Genomic DNA, 16,743 nt, shown 5'->3' with positions numbered 1-16,743 from the left:
GGTCAGCGCTGTTCGATGGGCACGAACTTGCGCTGTTCGACGCCGGTGTACTCGGCGCTTGGACGGATGATGCGGTTGTTGGCGCGCTGTTCGAACACGTGCGCCGCCCAGCCGGTCAGGCGCGAGCAGACGAAGATCGGGGTGAACAGCTTGGTGGGGATGCCCATGAAGTGGTACGCCGAGGCATGGTAGAAGTCGGCGTTGGGGAACAGTTTCTTCTGCTCCCACATGGTCTTGTCGATGGCTTCCGAAACCGCGAACAGCACCTTGTCGCCCACTTCGTCGGCGAGTTTTTTCGACCAGCCCTTGATCACCTCGTTGCGCGGATCGCTGTCCTTATAGATCGCGTGACCGAAGCCCATGATCTTGTCCTTGCGTTCCAGCATGCCGAGGGTGCCTTTGATCGCCTCTTCCGGCGACGAGAAGCGCTCGATCATTTCCATCGCCGCTTCGTTGGCGCCACCGTGCAGCGGGCCGCGCAGCGAACCGATGGCCGCCGTGACGCAGGAATACAGATCGGACAGGGTCGAAGCGCACACGCGAGCGGTGAAGGTCGAGGCGTTGAATTCGTGCTCGGCATAGAGGATCAGCGACACGTTCATCACTTTGACGTGCAGTTCGCTCGGCTTCTTGTCATGCAGCAGGTGCAGGAAGTGGCCACCGATGGACTGCTCGTCAGTCACGCAGTTGATGCGTTTGCCGTCGTGGCTGAAGCGATACCAGTAACACATGATCGCCGGAAACGCGGCCAGCAGGCGGTCGGTCTTGTCGCGTTGCTCGGAGAAATCTTTCTCCGGCTCGATGTTGCCCAGGAACGAGCAACCGGTGCGCATCACGTCCATCGGGTGGGCGTCGGCGGGGATGCGTTCCAGCACTTCTTTCAGCGCTTGCGGCAGGTCGCGCAGCTTGCCGAGTTTGTTCTGGTAGTCGGCGAGCTGTGCCTTGGTCGGCAGTTCTCCGTAGAGCAGCAAGTACGCCACTTCTTCAAATTGTGCGTCTGCCGCCAGTTCGCGCACGTCGTAGCCGCGATAGGTCAGCCCGGCACCGGCCTGGCCCACGGTGGACAGTGCGGTTTGCCCGGCAACCTGGCCCCGGAGCCCGGCGCCACTGAGTACTTTTGCTTCGGCCATTGTTGTCTCCAATCTTGAATTTATTAGGGAGTACGGTTGCGGCTTACTTCTTCGCCGCAAACAACGCGTCGAGCTTCTGCTCGAAGGTGTGGTAATCGATGCGATCGTAGAGCTCCATGCGAGTCTGCATGGTGTCGATGACATTCTGCTGAGTGCCGTCGCGGCGGATCGCGGTGTAGACGTTTTCCGCAGCCTTGTTCATCGCGCGGAACGCCGACAGCGGGTACAGCACCAGCGACACATCGGCGCCGGCCAGTTGCTCGGTGGTGTACAGCGGCGTCGAGCCGAATTCGGTGATGTTGGCCAGGATCGGCGCTTTCACACGGCTGGCGAACAACTTGTACATCTCGAGTTCAGTGATGGCTTCCGGGAAGATCATGTCGGCGCCGGCCTCGATGCACGCAGCGGCGCGATCCAGTGCCGATTCCAGACCTTCAACGGCCAGGGCGTCGGTGCGGGCCATGATCACGAAACTGTCGTCGGTGCGGGCATCGACGGCAGCCTTGATGCGGTCGACCATTTCCTGCTGGGTCACGATTTCTTTATTAGGGCGGTGACCGCAGCGTTTGGCGCCGACCTGGTCTTCGATGTGAATCGCCGCCGCGCCGAACTTGATCATCGACTTGACGGTGCGGGCCACGTTGAACGCCGAAGCGCCGAAACCGGTGTCCACGTCCACCAGCAGCGGCAGGTCGCAGACGTCGGTGATGCGGCGCACGTCGGTCAGCACGTCATCCAGGCCGGTGATGCCCAGGTCCGGCACGCCGAGGGAGCCGGCAGCCACCCCGCCACCCGACAGGTAGATCGCCTTGAAACCGGCGCGCTTGGCCAGCAGCGCGTGGTTGGCGTTGATCGCCCCGACCACTTGCAGCGGATGTTCGCTGGCGACCGCATCGCGGAAACGCTGGCCTGGAGTGCTCTTGTTGGAACTCATGACTCACCTCGTTCAGTGGCTGTCTTATTGTCGGCGCCGTCCTGGTAGTGACGGGCGATGTTGCGTTTCGAGGCGCCGATGTGACGGCGCATCAACAATTCCGCGAGCTCGCCGTCACGGTCGGCGATGGCATCGAGAATCCGGTGGTGTTCGGCAAAGGCCTGGCGCGGGCGGTTGGGCGTGGTGGAAAACTGGATGCGGTACATGCGCACCAGTTGATAGAGCTCGCCGCAGAGCATTTGCGTGAGGGTGCGGTTGCCGCTGCCCTGGATGATCCGGTAGTGAAAGTCGAAATCGCCTTCCTGCTGGTAGTAGCCGACACCGGCCTGGAAGGCTGCATCGCGTTCATGGGTTTCCAGCACCCGGCGCAGTTCGTCGATTTCTTCGACGCTCATGCGTTCGGCCGCCAGACGGCAGGCCATGCCTTCGAGGGATTCACGGATTTCGTAGAGTTCGAGCAATTCGGCGTGGCTCAGCGACACCACCCGCGCACCGACGTGCGGTACGCGCACCAGCAGGCGCTGGCCTTCCAGCCGGTGGATCGCCTCGCGCAGCGGCCCGCGGCTGATGCCGTAGGTGCGCGCCAGTTCCGGCTCGGAGATCTTGCTGCCCGGGGCGATCTCGCCTTTGACGATGGCCGCCTGGATGCGTCGGAAGACGTTTTCCGAGAGCGTCTCGGAATCGTCGCCGTTGATCACCGGGGGATCGAGTTGATCCAGCATATTGTCGACACCTTCAAATCCAATGCGGCAAAAACTAGCGAACCAGCCCGCATCAGTCAAAGGATAAATACAGATTGTCGACAATCGTCTAATAAGCCTTCATATCAGCCCCAAGGGTTATAGACCGGTCCCGCCGCTGGCGCCATAAAACCACCGTGCTAGAATGCCGCCCGCATTTGCGAGTCATTTGCACGGCTTGTCATAAAAAGCTGATAGGCACACGAAGGCGCATGGGCAGACAGGATTTCCTGATGCCATGGCCCTGAACCGAGAACGGAACGCTGCTCGCCAGGATTTATGAGACTCAAGCCCTTCCCCACATTCTTTGCACTGTTTTGCCTGCCCGGCCTCGCCGCGGCGGGGGAAAAGACCGTGTACGGCCTCAACGAATACGCTGCCCTCGACGGGATCAACCTGGAAGTGGCGGCGAAACTCGACACCGGGGCGAAAACCGCCTCCCTGAGCGCCCGCGACATCAAACGTTTCAAACGCAACGGCGAGTCCTGGGTACGTTTCTACCTGGCCATCGACGCCGCGCATTCGCACCCGATCGAACGGCCGCTGGCCCGGGTCAGCAAGATCAAGCGCCGCGCCGGCGACTACGACCCTGAAGAAGGCAAGAAGTACACCGCGCGCCCGGTGATCGAGCTGGACATCTGCATGGGTTCGGCAATGCGCAGCATCGAAGTGAACCTGACCGACCGTAGTGCGTTCCAATACCCGCTTTTGATCGGCTCCGAGGCGCTGAAACGCTTCGATGCGCTGGTCGATCCCAGTCTTAAATACGCTGCCGGCAAACCCGCCTGCGCCATCGCCGCTCATACCGCCGAGTAATTTCCATGCGTTCTCTAACCTTCCACCTGAAAGTCCTGATCACCATCCTGGTGTTGCTGGGCGTTTCGGTTACGGCCTATCAGATTTTCGTGCTCGGCATTCCAGTGACCGAAGACGCCACCGACGACTTGTGGAACATCGACGCCAAGGTCGAGTTCGTTGCCAGCACCAAGGATCCGGTCAAGATCCAGATGTTCGTGCCGCCCCTGAGCCGCGATTACGTCAGCCTCAATGAAAGCTTCATCTCCAACAATTACGGTGTGGCGGTCAACCGTGTCGACGGCAACCGCAAGGTCACCTGGTCGGCACGCCGGGCCAAGGGCAACCAGACCCTTTATTACCGCCTGGTGCTGACCAAGCGTTACACCGCCGAGAAAACCAAGATCAAAGGCCCGACCTTCCGCGACAGCATGGCCATCGAAGGCCCGGAAAAGATTGCCGCCGAAGCCCTGCTCGCCCCGATCCGCCAGCACTCGGCCGACGTCGAGACCTTCATTGGCGAAGCGATCAAACGCGTCAACAACGTCAACGACGACAACGTGAAACTGCTGCTGGCCGGCGATCCGTCGACGCCGCACAAAGCCAAGATTGTCGAACTGCTGCTGTCCATCGCCCACGTGCCGGTGGAGAAAGTCCACACCATCCGCCTCGTCGCCGATCAGCCGCAAACTCCGGAACTGTGGCTGCGCAGCTTCAACGGCACCGACTGGCTGTACTTCAACCCGGAAACCGGCGAACAAGGCCTGCCGACCGACCGCCTGCTGTGGTGGAGCGGTGATGAAAACCTGATCACTGTCGACGGCGGCAAGAAGGCCAACGTGACCTTCAGCCTGAACAACAGCGAGATGAACGCGATTCGTCTGGCCAAGCTGACCGACGAAAACACCGACGCCAACTTCCTCGAATACTCGCTGTACGGCCTGCCGCTGCAAACCCAGCAGACGTTCATGATCATGGTGATGATCCCGATCGGCGTGCTGGTGATCCTGATCCTGCGCAACCTGATCGGCCTGCAGACCCTCGGCACGTTCACACCGGTGCTGATCGCCTTGGCCTTCCGCGAGACGCAACTGGGCTTCGGCATCCTTCTGTTTACCGTGATCACCGCGCTCGGGTTATCGCTGCGCTCGTATCTGGAACACCTGAAGCTGCAAATGCTGCCGCGCCTGTCGGTGGTGCTGACGTTCGTGGTGGTGCTGATCGCGGCGATCAGCCTGTTCAGTCACAAACTCGGTCTGGAGCGCGGGCTGTCGGTGGCGCTGTTCCCGATGGTGATTCTGACCATGACCATCGAACGTCTGTCGATCACCTGGGAAGAACGCGGCGCCAGCCATGCCATGAAAGTGGCGATCGGCACGCTGTTCGCAGCGTCCCTGGCGCACTTGATCATGACCGTTCCTGAGCTGGTGTACTTCGTGTTCACCTTCCCGGCGATCCTGCTGATCCTGGTGGGCTTCATGCTGGCCATGGGTCGTTATCGCGGTTATCGCCTGACTGAACTCGTACGTTTCAAGGCTTTCCTGAAGAAGGCTGACGCCTGATGTTCGGTTTCTGGAAGACCTGGAAGGCCCTGGAAGCCCGGGGCATCATGGGCATCAATCGGCGTAACGCCGACTACGTGCTCAAGTACAACAAGCGCAGCCTGTACCCGATCGTCGATGACAAGATCATCACCAAGGAACGCGCGATCAAGGCCGGCATTCACGTGCCGGAACTGTATGGCGTGATTTCCACGGAGAAGGAAATCGACAAGCTCGGCGAGATCATCGGCGGGCGCAACGACTTCGTGATCAAGCCGGCCCAGGGCGCCGGCGGTGACGGCATCATCGTCATCGCCGACCGTTTCGAGGGCCGCTATCGCACGGTGTCGGGCAAGATCATTGCCCACGAAGAGCTGGAGCATCACATCTCCAGCATCCTCACCGGTCTGTATTCGCTGGGCGGCCACCGTGATCGGGCGCTGATCGAATACCGGGTGACCCCGGACCAGATCTTCAAGAGCATCAGCTACGAAGGCGTGCCGGACATCCGCATCATAGTGCTGATGGGTTACCCGGTGATGGCGATGTTGCGTCTGCCGACCCGTCAGTCCGGGGGCAAGGCCAACCTGCACCAGGGCGCCATCGGCGTCGGTGTCGACCTGGCCACCGGCCTGACCCTGCGCGGCACCTGGCTGAACAACATCATCACCAAACACCCGGACACCACCAACGCGGTGGACGGTGTGCAATTGCCCTACTGGGACGGATTCATGAAGCTCGCCGCCGGTTGCTATGAGCTGTGTGGCCTGGGGTACATAGGCGTGGACATGGTGCTGGACCAGGAGAAAGGCCCGCTGATTCTGGAGCTGAATGCGCGGCCGGGGCTGAATATCCAGATTGCCAACGATTGCGGACTGACGTTGCGTACCCATGCGGTGGAAGCGCATCTGGAAGAGCTCAAGGCGCGCGGCGTGACGGAGTCGGTTGAAGAGCGGGTGGCGTTTGCTCAGGAGTTGTTTGGGCATATTCCGGCAGTCGAGGGCTGAAGCTCAGAAGCAAAAGCACCCTCACCCCAGCCCTCTCCCGGAGGGAGAGGGAGCCGACGGTGTTGAACATTCGAGTTACATCGACCTGAATGACCGAGTCGAACTCAGGCTTTGAAAAGCATGAAGATCTGCTCCCTTCCCCCTCTCCCCCTTTGGGGGAGAGGGCTGGGGTGAGGGGGTAGGCTTTTGACTTTGATCTGGCATCGGAGAGGACTACAATCCCCACCCCGCCTCGATGGCCGATCTGCCCCGCCCATGTTGACCTGTTCCGTACACCCGCTGCCCTATCGCGCCAACCCCGCCGACTATTTCGCGGCCCTCCGCCATGCGCCCGGCGCCGTGCTGCTCGACAGTGGCCGGCCGAGTGCCGACCGTGGCCGTTATGACCTGCTCAGCGCCTGGCCGCTGGAACAACTGGCGGTGTTGCCGGACGAGCGCGGCGACGATTTCCTGCAACGTCTGCGGGACAATCTGACCCGCTTGGGCGACGCGCAATTGCCCGATGGGTACGAATTGCCCTTCGCCGGCGGCCTGATCGGTTACCTGAGCTACGACTTCGGCCGGCATCTGGAAAACCTGCCGAGCCAGGCCCGGGATGACCTGCAATTGCCCGATGCGCGTTTTGGGCTGTACGACTGGGCCTTGATCAGTGATCACCAATCGGCAACCAGCCAGTTGGTATTTCACCCTTCGGTCAGCGCCAGCGAGAAACAACGGCTGATCGATGTATTCAGCCAACCGGTGGGCGCCGAACTGACTCCGTTCAAGCTGAGCAGCCCGATGGCGGCAGATCTCTCAGCCGACGAGTACCGTCAGGCGTTCGAGCGTATCCAGCATTACATCCAGGCCGGCGACTGCTATCAGGTCAATTTCGCCCAGCGCTTCAGAGCGCCGTGCCAGGGCGATCCATGGCTGGCCTACTGCAAATTGCGTGAAGCCTGCCCGACGCCGTTTTCCGGATTCCAGAGCCTGCCTGACGGCAACGCGGTACTGAGCCTTTCGCCCGAGCGCTTCGTCAAAGTCAGCCAGCGTCAGGTGGAAACCCGCCCGATCAAGGGCACCCGCCCCCGTGGCGCGACCCAGGCCGAAGACGCGGCCAACGCCGCCGAACTGCTGGCCAGCCCCAAGGATCGCGCGGAAAACCTGATGATCGTCGACCTGCTGCGCAACGACCTGGGCCGCACCTGCCGCATCGGCTCGGTGCGGGTGCCGGAGTTGTTCAGTCTGGAAAGTTATCCGAACGTGCATCACCTGGTCAGCAGCGTGACCGGTGAACTGGCGGAAGATCGCGACGCTCTGGACCTGATCGCCGGCAGCTTCCCTGGCGGTTCGATCACCGGCGCGCCGAAGATTCGTGCGATGCAGATCATCGACGAACTGGAACCGACCCGACGTGGGTTGTATTGCGGTTCTTTGCTGTATCTGGACGTGCGTGGCGAGATGGACAGCTCCATCGCCATTCGCAGTCTGCTGGTGAAGGATGGACAGGTGTGCTGCTGGGGCGGTGGCGGGATCGTCGCCGATTCGGACTGGCAGGCGGAGTATCAGGAATCGATTACCAAGGTCAGAGTTTTGCTCGAAACCCTGCAAACCCTTTAACTAGAAGCGCCCCACGTTGATCGTTCCCACGTCGAGGCGTCGAACCGTCCGCGTGGGAATGCATCCCGTGACGCTCCGCGTCCCAGTGGACGCGGAGCGCCCATAGCGGCATTCCCACGCGGAGCATGGGAACGATCAAGGAATGTGATTACAGGGACAGGTCGCGGTTCGAAGCCTTGAGAAACTCCTGCTTCAAATCGGAAAACGTATGCACCGCCGGAAACTGCGGAAACTCGCGAATCACGTTATCCGGCGCATGGAACAGAATCCCCGCATCCGCTTCGCCCAGCATGCTGGTGTCGTTGTAGGAATCCCCCGCCGCAATCACCCGGTAATACAAGCCCTTGAAAGCCAGAACCGACTGACGTTTCGGATCTTTCTGACGCAACTGGTAACTGGTCACCCGCCCGGTGTCATCCGTAATCAGTCGGTGGCAGAGCAAGGTCGGAAAGCCCAGCTGACGCATCAGCGGCTGGGAAAACTCGTAGAACGTATCCGAAAGAATCACCACCTGAAACCGCTCGCGCAGCCAGTTGACGAACTCCACCGCGCCGTCCAGCGGCTTGAGGGTGGCGATCACTTCCTGGATGTCCGAAAGCTTCAGGCCATGCTCGTCGAGGATGCGCAGGCGCTGCTTCATCAGCACGTCGTAGTCGGGAATGTCCCGGGTGGTGGCCTTGAGCGATTCGATTCCGGTTTTTTCGGCGAAGGCGATCCAGATTTCCGGTACCAGCACCCCTTCAAGATCAAGACAGGCGATTTCCACAAGACACTCCCGTTTGTAATGTTTATTGAGTCGAGCGAGCCCGAACTCTAGCGGCTCGACCTGCACCGCGCAACGCAGAGGCTGCCCCGGCGCGCGTTGCTTTTTGTTACCATCGCCGCCATATAGAGCGCCCAGCGCCACCGACCTGTAGGAAGCCGCCCTGATGAGCCCAACGTTCGACGTCGTGGAACTCGCCACGACCTATGCCAACAAATCCCCGCAGGACATTCTCAAACTCGCGTTCGCCGAGTTCGGCGATGACCTGTGGATATCTTTCAGCGGCGCCGAGGATGTGGTGCTGGTGGACATGGCCTGGAAGCTGAACAAGAACGTCAAGGTGTTCAGTCTCGACACCGGCCGCCTGCATCCGGAAACCTACCGCTTCATCGATCAGGTGCGCGAGCACTACAAGATCGACATCGAACTGGTCTCGCCGGACTACACGAAACTTGAACCGTTCGTGAAGGAAAAAGGCCTGTTCAGCTTCTACAAGGACGGCCATGGCGAATGCTGCGGCATCCGCAAGATCGAGCCGTTGCGCCGTAAACTGTCCGGCGTCACAGCCTGGGCCACCGGCCAGCGCCGCGACCAGAGCCCCGGCACCCGCAGCGCCGTGGCGGTGATGGAAATCGATACAGCGTTCTCCACCCCGGAACGCACCCTGTACAAATTCAACCCGCTGGCGCAGATGACCAGCGAGGAAATCTGGGGCTACATCCGCATGCTGGAGCTGCCGTACAACAGCCTGCATGAGCGCGGTTTCATCAGCATCGGCTGCGAACCGTGCACCCGCCCTGTCCTGCCGAACCAGCACGAGCGCGAAGGTCGCTGGTGGTGGGAAGAAGCGACCCAGAAAGAATGCGGGTTGCATGCCGGGAACATCATCAGCAAGGCGTAAATTCCCAGCCCCGATGATGCGACTGTGGGAGCAAATCAGCTCCCACAGTGTTCTCTACCCGCTTTGAAAAATGTGTACACACGAATGTCACCATCGGTGCCATTTATGTGTGCACTTTTCGTTTCTGCGCCCTGAAAAGTTACATCACGCTACAGAAACACTCCTTCCCCGCGCCCGCCAAAATCCCTCCCGAAAAATAAATACCTGTTCGAACGGTCAATTTATATCGTCCGTATTTCAGCGACTTAGCGCTCTTCAATAACTTTTCGAAATCAGCGGTGATTTTCATAGATCGCCGGCTGGCACAGATCTGGCTTTGGTGCATGCATGTTTTGTATACAAAAACGCAAAACATGAACCCACACTTTCGATCCGCAAGCCTGAAGCGCCCTATCCCGTACAGGCTGCAGATGCCCCGTAACCAGTGATGTTTCACCGCCGCGACGAAGATCTGCCGAGCCCGAACGCTCATGCACAGTCATCGTGGCCCGAACATCAGGAGCCTGCCGGAATGCGTACGAGTCTCTCCAATAACAACATCGCGCTGAATCTGCCCGCCTCTTCACCCCTCGACCACAGCGTGCGCGGTGACGGCATCGCCGAACCGCTGCAACTGAGCCCGCGTCTGCACAACAGTGACCTCGCGCCGACCAAGGTCGAAGGACGGCGTTGGGGCAAATACAGCATCTTTGCCCTGTGGACCAACGATGTGCACAACATCGCCAACTACTCGTTTGCCATCGGTCTGTACGCCCTGGGCCTGGGTGGCTGGCAGATTCTGCTGTCGCTGGGGATCGGCGCGGCGCTGGTGTACTTCTTCATGAACCTGTCCGGCTACATGGGGCAGAAAACCGGGGTGCCGTTTCCGGTGATCAGCCGGATCAGTTTCGGCATTCACGGGGCACAGATTCCTGCATTGATCCGGGCGGTGATCGCCATCGCCTGGTTCGGGATTCAGACGTACCTGGCGTCGGTGGTGTTTCGCGTGTTGCTCACGGCAATCCATCCCGGTTTCGCCGACTACGACCACAACTCGATCCTCGGCCTGTCGAGCCTGGGCTGGGTGTGTTTCGTGGCGATCTGGTTCGTGCAGTTGGCGATCCTCGCCTACGGCATGGAAATGGTCCGCCGCTACGAAGCCTTTGCCGGGCCGGTGATTCTGCTGACCGTCGCCTGCCTCGCCGCGTGGATGTACACCCAGGCCAACGCGACCATCGCCTGGTCGATCCGCGAACCACTGACCGGCGGCGAGATGTGGCGCAACATCTTTGCCGGCGGCGCTTTGTGGCTGGCGATCTACGGGACGCTGATCCTCAACTTCTGCGACTTCGCCCGCTCTTCGCCGTGCCGCAAGACGATCAAGATCGGAAATTTCTGGGGCCTGCCGGTCAATATTCTGGTGTTCGCCGGGATCACCGTCCTGCTGTGCGGCGCGCAATTTCAGATCAACGGCCGGATCATCGAAAGCCCGACCGAGATCATTGCGTCGATTCCCAACACGTTCTTTCTGGTACTCGGATGCCTGGCGTTCCTGATCGTCACCGTGGCGGTGAACATCATGGCCAACTTCGTCGCCCCGGCCTTCGTGCTCAGCAATCTGGCGCCGAAATACCTGACCTTCCGCCGCGCCGGGCTGATCAGCGCGACGATTGCGGTGCTGATCCTGCCGTGGAATCTCTACAACAGCCCGCTGGTGATTGTGTATTTCCTGTCCGGCCTCGGCGCCCTGCTCGGCCCGTTGTACGGCGTGATCATGGTCGACTACTGGCTGATCCGCAAAGGCCGGATCCACGTACCGCAGCTGTACAGCGAAAACCCGAACGGCGCGTATTACTACAGCCGCGGGATCAACCTGCGGGCTGTGGCGGCGTTCATTCCAGCCGCGCTGATCGCCATCGTCCTGGCTCTGGTGCCGGGCTTCCACCTCGTTTCGCCCTTCTCCTGGCTAATCGGCGCCGGCATTGCCGGGATGCTTTACCTGATCATCGCCAAACGCCAGCCGCACTACGCCGACGTCGACGGTGAAGCCATCGCCGTCGACAACGTCAGCCACTGAATCTTTTGGCGGCCCTTCGCGGGGCCGCAGAACCAACCGTAATAAGGACTTCCCATGCGAATTCTCGTGGTCAACGTCAACACCACCGAATCCATCACCCAGGCCATCGCCCGTTCGGCGCAGGCTGTCGCTTCCCCCGGCACCGAGATTGTCGGCCTGACGCCGTACTTCGGCGCCGATTCAGTCGAAGGCAATTTCGAAAGTTACCTGGCCGCCATCGCTGTGATGGACCGGGTGATGTCCTACGACCAGCCGTTCGATGCGGTGATCCAGGCCGGCTACGGCGAACACGGTCGCGAAGGCTTGCAGGAATTACTCAACGTGCCGGTGGTGGACATCACCGATGCGGCGGCCAGCACCGCGATGTTTCTCGGCCACGCCTATTCGGTGGTCACCACGCTGGATCGCACCGTGCCGTTGATCGAGGATCGGCTGAAACTGTCCGGTTTGTGGGATCGCTGCGCCTCGGTGCGCGCCAGTGGTCTGGCGGTTCTGGAGCTGGAGCACGAACCGCAGCGGGCGCTGGAAGCCATCGTGCATCAGGCGGAACTGGCGGTGACTCAGGATAAAGCCGAAGTGATCTGCCTCGGTTGCGGCGGCATGGCCGGGCTCGACGAGAAGATCCGTCAGCGCACTGGCGTGCCGGTGGTGGACGGTGTCACTGCGGCCGTGACCATCGCCGAATCGCTGGTGCGACTGGGCCTGTCGACGTCCAAGGTGCGAACCTATGCGACGCCTCGACCGAAAACCATCATCGGCTGGCCAGCACGTTTTGCGCGTTGAATCGCTCGGCGAGGCCCAGGGTTGAAAACTGCTCGATGACAAAATCGACGAACGCCCGGGTCTTGCCCGGCAGCAATCTGTGTTCGGCGTAATAGATGGAGATGTTGCCGTCGTCGACGTACCAGTCGGGCAAGACTCGCTGCAACGTCCCCGCCTCAAGATAGCCGACCGCAAACGGCATGCTCACCAACGCAATCCCCAACCCCTGCGCCGCCGTGGCGCAGGCGGCTTCTGAATCGCTCATGGTCATTCGTGCCTTGAGGGTTAGCGGGCTGTGTTGCCGGGTGCGATGCGTCAACTGCCACGAGCGCACGCGACCGGTCTGCGGTGAGCGGATCAGGATGCCGTCGTGCAGCTTGAGGTCGTCCGGCTCGCTGATCGGCGCGTATCGATCCAGATAATCCTTGGAAGCCACCAACACCCGATGCGCCGGTGTGAGCCTGCGCGCCACCACGCCTTGGGGCAGTTCGAAGCCACCGCCAATCGCCGCATCGAAACGCTGGCCGATCAGATCGACCTGGCGGTTATCGAAATGCCAGTCCGGGTTGATCGCCGGAAATCTTTTCAGAAACTCCCCCAGCAACGGCACGATGTACAAGCGGCCGAACACCGTGCCCATGCTGACTTTCAGCGTACCGGCCGGTTGACCACCAGCGCTGGCCAGATTGTTCACTGCATTCTGGATGGTGGTGAGACTGCCGCTGACCTCACTCAGAAACAGTTGCCCCGCTTCCGTCAGGGTCAATCTTCGGGTGCTACGCTGGAACAGCCTCACGCCGAGGCGCGCTTCCAGTTTCGCCACACTCTTACCCACGGCGGCCGGTGTCAGGCTAAGGCGTCGCGCGGCCTCGGCAAAGCTGCCGACTTCGGCGCTGCGCACGAAGCATTCGATACTGCTGAAGGTTTCCATGACCGCCACTATAAACTTTTGGTTTACACAGACTATAGCAACCACGGTCTACCCGCCTATTGGCGAGGGGCAGATACTCGACACCACACCAAGGCAGCCTGCCTTGAAACTTCTGGAGATCGAACATGACCACTCAAAACCTCAGCGGTAAAGTCGCTCTGATTCAAGGCGGCTCTCGCGGCATCGGTGCCGCCATCGTCAAACGCCTGGCCGCTGAAGGCGCCGCGGTTGCCTTTACCTACGTCAGCTCCGCCGCCAAGGCTGAAGAACTGCAAAACAGCATCACCGCTACCGGCGGCAAAGCCCTGGCGATCAAGGCCGACAGCGCCGACGCCGGTGCCATTCGCCACGCGGTAAGCGCCACTGTCGAAACCTTTGGCCGCCTCGACATCCTGGTCAACAACGCCGGTGTACTGGCCGTCGCCCCGCTGGAAGACTTCAAACTGGAAGACTTCGACCAGACCCTGGCAATCAACGTGCGCAGCGTGTTCATCGCCAGCCAGGAAGCCGCCAAACACATGGGCGAAGGCTCGCGCATCATCAACATCGGCAGCACCAACGCCGACCGCATGCCCTTCGCCGGTGGCGGCGTGTATGCGATGAGTAAATCCGCACTGGTGGGCCTGACCAAAGGCCTGGCCCGCGACCTCGGCCCACGCGGCATCACCATCAACAACGTGCAGCCTGGCCCGGTCGACACCGACATGAACCCGGCTCACGGCGAGTTTGCCGACAGTCTGATCCCGCTGATGGCGGTGGGTCGTTACGGTAAAGCCGAGGAAATCGCCAGCTTCGTGGCCTACCTGGCAAGCCCGGAGGCCGGCTATATCACCGGTGCCAGCCTGACCATCGACGGTGGTTTCGGCGCCTGATTGATCAGATAGTCGATAACGAAAAACGACGCCCCTCCTTTGACAAAGGGGCGGCGTTTTTTTGTCTGCGGTTTGATCAGGCCCAGTCGAGCGCTGGCAATCCGCACGCACTCGGCGTGAACGCCTTCAACGTACGAAGAATCCCGTCGGCGTGTGCGTATTTTTCATCGGCCATGGCGGCATCGGGAATGGCGATGGCGGTCATGCCGGCTGCTTTCGCTGCCGTCACGCCGAATGGCGAATCTTCGAACACCAGGCAATCTTCCGGCGCTACACCCAGGCGGCGCGCGGCGGTGAGGAAGATGTCCGGCGCCGGTTTGGCCGCGCCGACTTCCGGGTCGTCAGCGGTGACGATGAAGTCGAACAACGCGAACCAGTCGCGGTGCAACGTGGTTTTCTGACCGAACGACTGGCGCGACGAACTGGTGCCGACGGCAATCGGAATGTTGTGCGCCTTGAGGTGGCGGATCAGTTCCTCTGCGCCCGGCATCGCTTGCGCGGTGGGAAAACGCTCGCGCATCAGCGGCTCGCGGATCACCAGAAACTCTTCGGCGGTGATCGGCAGGTCCAGCGCCTCGACCACATAACGCGCCAGATCGCCGGCGCCACGCACGATGATGTTCTGCTTGATGCTCCAGTCGAAGGTGCGCCCGTACCGCTCGGCAATCAGCGAGGTAACCTCGGTGTAGATGCCCTCGGTGTCCAGCAGCAAACCGTCCATATCGAAAATCACGGCCTTGATCGGGCCGAACGCCTTCAGCGGTGCATTCATCATCGGATCCGTTATCAAAGACATCCCGGGCGGCGTGGATAGCGCCGCTGCTCGGATCTGATTAAAGGGTTCAGCAGCATAACGAGCCCGGCCAAGGTTGAGCAACGGGCAATGTCGGTTGTCCGCCGAACGCCCTCTCGCACATTTAGAGAATCGCCCTACAGACATCGCCTACTCGGCTGACTTCTTTCCTGTTTGATCCCCCGCAAAGTTTCGCGCCATTCCCCTGATGCGCGCGAGTGACTGCGAATGCTTCCATCTGACCAACTCCTGAAACTGAACAACAGCATTGGTTTGCTGGTGGTCGCTGCGCTGAACCCTGATCAGCCTGACGTCGAAAAGCTGTTTCAGGAGTTTCGCCTTTGCCTCAACAACTATGACGCCTGGGCCGAGCAGTTCTGGACGGGCACCGCGCTGGGTGTCGAGCAAGTGTTCCAGGTCGGCAACGATGTCCGGCTCAGTGCACCGGTTGCCAGCCGCAAACCCATCAGTTCCTCCGTGGCCATGTGTTCCGCCAGCGGCTCCCTGACGCTGGTGCACATGTTCGAAGCCGCGCGGTTTGTGCCGATCGGCGATACGCCGGTGACCCTTGAACCGGTCATTTCCGATGTCGACGGTGTTCTGGGTTTCGGCGATCCACTGCATTACACCATCGGCCCCAGTGGCATTCTCAAGGTCGACGACTGCGACCGGGGCCAGCGTTATCGCATCACCTTCTTTCCCGATGTTTCCACTGCGCATATCCGGACGTTATACGCCTCGTATCAAGGCCTCATCGATGGTCTGGAAGGCTGGTTACGTGAGGAATGGAAAGGGTTTCAACCGCAGTGGACGGCGTTTTCCAGCGCCGGTTTCACCGAGCGTTACGGGCAGTTGCAACAGGCTGACTGGCACGGTTTTGAATCCGCCCTGAATGGCGTCTGGGACGACGTGAAGCAGCTGTTTGCCCTGCTTGCAGACTTGCAGGCCAACAGCGAAAAGCTTCTGCAGTACCTGTCCAGCGCTGAACTGGATGCCTTGCTTGCGGCGTCCTCCGAGGCCATCGCCAATGGCCTGCTGATGCTCGGCGATGAGCCGTTGCTGTTCATTTATCTGGCGGCCTTTACCAGTTGGCTGAAGATGCTGCCGCCGCAGTATCTGGCCGAGGTGGTGGCCGAAGTTCGCGCTGAGCTGCTGGTCAGTTTTCTTCTGATGTGTGTGTCGGGTGGCATGGGTGTGCCGCTGCGGTTGAGCACCAAAGTACTGGGCAAGATCAAGTCACCGCGTGCGCGGGAATGGCTGGCGGCTTCGGCGTTGCGGCTGGCGGAGCTGACCTCCGCGCCTGATCTGACCCGGCATGCGAGCGCGTTGAAACCGCTGATGGTCAATGCGGGTCCGGCACCGTTGCGGCCGACACCGGCTATTCCGCTGGAGGTTCGCACGGCGGATGCGCTGGTGCTGAAGGTGCCCAATCCGGCGGCCATTGCCCGCGACAAGTCCCATGGCATGACGCGAATGGAGCGGCATGAGCCTCGCGATGATGCTTCGGATCAGGCGAAAAATCCCAACGGTGACAGTGCCGATTGTGCGCCGCGGACCTGCACCAATGGCTGTCCGGTGTCGATGGTCACCGGCGAAGAGTTGTTGACCCTCACCGATGGTGTGCTCGATGGGCTGTTGCCGTTCGAGTTCAGCCGCTTGTACCGCAGCAGCGCGGCCGAGATTGATGTCGGGCTAGGGTTTGGCTGGAGTCACTCGCTGGCGCATCGGCTGGAGGTCGAGGGCGCTTCGGTGTTCTGGGTGGACCACGAGAACCGGCGCACGCGGTTTCCGTTGCCGAGTGTCGAGCGGCCGGCGATACACAACAGCCTGTCGCGGGCGGCGATCTTTCTCGGGGATGAGCCGGAGGAGTTGATTGTTGCGCTGGCGGGGGACGCGGCGCGGTTTTATCACTTTCGGGC

Annotated in this window: 15 protein-coding genes; 9 read left to right on the top strand and 6 right to left on the bottom strand. The window is 60.8% G+C overall.

Annotated elements, in window-relative coordinates; all coding sequences use genetic code 11:
* Positions 1-2: 2 nt before the first annotated feature.
* The 3 genes from prpC to EIY71_RS04070 are packed head-to-tail and all read right to left on the bottom strand — an operon-like array spanning position 3 to position 2,783.
* Positions 3-1,130 carry a 2-methylcitrate synthase gene (gene prpC, locus EIY71_RS04080; RefSeq protein ID WP_129974106.1) on the bottom strand — a complete coding sequence of 376 codons (1,128 nt, stop codon included), beginning with the start codon at positions 1,128-1,130 and terminating at the stop codon, positions 3-5.
* 43 nt (positions 1,131-1,173) lie between these two features.
* Entirely contained in the window at positions 1,174-2,064 is an 891-nt protein-coding gene (gene prpB / locus EIY71_RS04075; RefSeq protein WP_007951973.1) for a methylisocitrate lyase, read from the bottom strand.
* A complete protein-coding gene (locus tag EIY71_RS04070; RefSeq protein ID WP_173892848.1) occupies positions 2,061-2,783 on the bottom strand; it encodes a GntR family transcriptional regulator in 723 nt (240 codons plus the stop codon). Before EIY71_RS04070 ends, prpB begins: the two co-directional genes overlap by 4 nt.
* A 300-nt stretch (positions 2,784-3,083) precedes the next feature.
* On the opposite strand from EIY71_RS04070, the gene EIY71_RS04065 reads away from it, so the two are divergent.
* From EIY71_RS04065 to pabB, 4 genes are all read left to right on the top strand, one after another.
* Entirely contained in the window at positions 3,084-3,620 is a 537-nt protein-coding gene (locus tag EIY71_RS04065) for an ATP-dependent zinc protease (RefSeq protein ID WP_011333239.1), read from the top strand.
* Positions 3,621-3,625: 5 nt separating this feature from the next.
* Positions 3,626-5,161 (top strand): inactive transglutaminase family protein, encoded by a 1,536-nt coding sequence (locus EIY71_RS04060; RefSeq protein ID WP_007951967.1) that lies wholly within the window; start codon positions 3,626-3,628, stop codon positions 5,159-5,161.
* Positions 5,161-6,147, top strand: a complete 987-nt coding sequence (locus EIY71_RS04055; RefSeq protein ID WP_085747914.1) for an alpha-L-glutamate ligase-like protein — start codon at positions 5,161-5,163, stop codon at positions 6,145-6,147. The genes EIY71_RS04060 and EIY71_RS04055 overlap by 1 nt, the downstream gene beginning before the upstream one ends.
* A 255-nt stretch (positions 6,148-6,402) precedes the next feature.
* Positions 6,403-7,746, top strand: a complete 1,344-nt coding sequence (gene pabB / locus EIY71_RS04050; protein ID WP_102718910.1) for an aminodeoxychorismate synthase component I — start codon at positions 6,403-6,405, stop codon at positions 7,744-7,746.
* A gap of 148 nt (positions 7,747-7,894) precedes the next feature.
* Here pabB and thrH read toward each other — a convergent pair whose 3' ends face one another.
* Positions 7,895-8,512, bottom strand: a complete 618-nt coding sequence (thrH, locus tag EIY71_RS04045; RefSeq protein WP_129974338.1) for a bifunctional phosphoserine phosphatase/homoserine phosphotransferase ThrH — start codon at positions 8,510-8,512, stop codon at positions 7,895-7,897.
* A 163-nt stretch (positions 8,513-8,675) separates the two neighbouring features.
* Here thrH and EIY71_RS04040 point away from each other — a divergent pair, with 163 nt between their 5' ends.
* The 3 genes from EIY71_RS04040 to EIY71_RS04030 all read left to right on the top strand — a co-directional run bounded on the left by EIY71_RS04040 (position 8,676) and on the right by EIY71_RS04030 (position 12,249).
* A complete protein-coding gene (locus EIY71_RS04040) occupies positions 8,676-9,410 on the top strand; it encodes a phosphoadenylyl-sulfate reductase (RefSeq protein WP_134020571.1) in 735 nt (244 codons plus the stop codon).
* A 511-nt stretch (positions 9,411-9,921) separates the two neighbouring features.
* On the top strand, positions 9,922-11,466 hold the full coding sequence (locus EIY71_RS04035; RefSeq protein ID WP_129974339.1) for an NCS1 family nucleobase:cation symporter-1: 1,545 nt from the start codon (positions 9,922-9,924) through the stop codon (positions 11,464-11,466).
* A gap of 54 nt (positions 11,467-11,520) precedes the next feature.
* Positions 11,521-12,249, top strand: coding sequence for an aspartate/glutamate racemase family protein (locus EIY71_RS04030; RefSeq protein WP_064378736.1), 729 nt, complete (start codon positions 11,521-11,523; stop codon positions 12,247-12,249).
* Here EIY71_RS04030 and EIY71_RS04025 read toward each other — a convergent pair.
* Positions 12,218-13,159, bottom strand: coding sequence for a LysR family transcriptional regulator (locus EIY71_RS04025; RefSeq protein WP_129974340.1), 942 nt, complete (start codon positions 13,157-13,159; stop codon positions 12,218-12,220). The genes EIY71_RS04030 and EIY71_RS04025 overlap by 32 nt on opposite strands.
* Before the next feature lie 125 nt (positions 13,160-13,284).
* Here EIY71_RS04025 and EIY71_RS04020 point away from each other — a divergent pair, with 125 nt between their 5' ends.
* Entirely contained in the window at positions 13,285-14,031 is a 747-nt protein-coding gene (locus EIY71_RS04020) for a 3-oxoacyl-ACP reductase family protein (RefSeq protein ID WP_134020568.1), read from the top strand.
* Between the two features lie 76 nt (positions 14,032-14,107).
* Here the strand turns inward: EIY71_RS04020 and EIY71_RS04015 are convergent, their stop codons facing one another.
* A complete protein-coding gene (locus EIY71_RS04015) occupies positions 14,108-14,803 on the bottom strand; it encodes an HAD-IA family hydrolase (protein WP_134020565.1) in 696 nt (231 codons plus the stop codon).
* Between the two features lie 249 nt (positions 14,804-15,052).
* On the opposite strand from EIY71_RS04015, the gene EIY71_RS04010 reads away from it, so the two are divergent.
* The coding region (locus tag EIY71_RS04010) for a DUF6531 domain-containing protein (RefSeq protein WP_256661081.1) at positions 15,053-16,743 on the top strand (1,691 nt) is incomplete at its 3' end.

It is taken from the genome of Pseudomonas sp. CH235 (genome assembly GCF_004368175.1).
In the GTDB taxonomy this organism is placed as follows: Bacteria; Pseudomonadota; Gammaproteobacteria; order Pseudomonadales; family Pseudomonadaceae; genus Aquipseudomonas; species Aquipseudomonas paraglycinae.
This window is presented reverse-complemented; position numbering and strand designations above follow the sequence as displayed.

Excerpts from the sequence above, each read along its gene's own strand:
- EIY71_RS04030 (WP_064378736.1), top strand. The coding sequence starts at position 11,521 with ATGCGAATTCTCGTGGTCAACGTCAACACCACCGAATCCATCACCCAG.
- EIY71_RS04015 (WP_134020565.1), bottom strand. The coding sequence starts at position 14,803 with ATGAATGCACCGCTGAAGGCGTTCGGCCCGATCAAGGCCGTGATTTTC.
- EIY71_RS04035 (WP_129974339.1), top strand. The coding sequence starts at position 9,922 with ATGCGTACGAGTCTCTCCAATAACAACATCGCGCTGAATCTGCCCGCC.
- EIY71_RS04065 (WP_011333239.1), top strand. The coding sequence starts at position 3,084 with ATGAGACTCAAGCCCTTCCCCACATTCTTTGCACTGTTTTGCCTGCCC.
- EIY71_RS04025 (WP_129974340.1), bottom strand. The coding sequence starts at position 13,159 with ATGGAAACCTTCAGCAGTATCGAATGCTTCGTGCGCAGCGCCGAAGTC.
- pabB (WP_102718910.1), top strand. The coding sequence starts at position 6,403 with ATGTTGACCTGTTCCGTACACCCGCTGCCCTATCGCGCCAACCCCGCC.
- prpC (WP_129974106.1), bottom strand. The coding sequence starts at position 1,130 with ATGGCCGAAGCAAAAGTACTCAGTGGCGCCGGGCTCCGGGGCCAGGTT.
- EIY71_RS04055 (WP_085747914.1), top strand. The coding sequence starts at position 5,161 with ATGTTCGGTTTCTGGAAGACCTGGAAGGCCCTGGAAGCCCGGGGCATC.
- EIY71_RS04020 (WP_134020568.1), top strand. The coding sequence starts at position 13,285 with ATGACCACTCAAAACCTCAGCGGTAAAGTCGCTCTGATTCAAGGCGGC.
- EIY71_RS04060 (WP_007951967.1), top strand. The coding sequence starts at position 3,626 with ATGCGTTCTCTAACCTTCCACCTGAAAGTCCTGATCACCATCCTGGTG.
- EIY71_RS04040 (WP_134020571.1), top strand. The coding sequence starts at position 8,676 with ATGAGCCCAACGTTCGACGTCGTGGAACTCGCCACGACCTATGCCAAC.
- prpB (WP_007951973.1), bottom strand. The coding sequence starts at position 2,064 with ATGAGTTCCAACAAGAGCACTCCAGGCCAGCGTTTCCGCGATGCGGTC.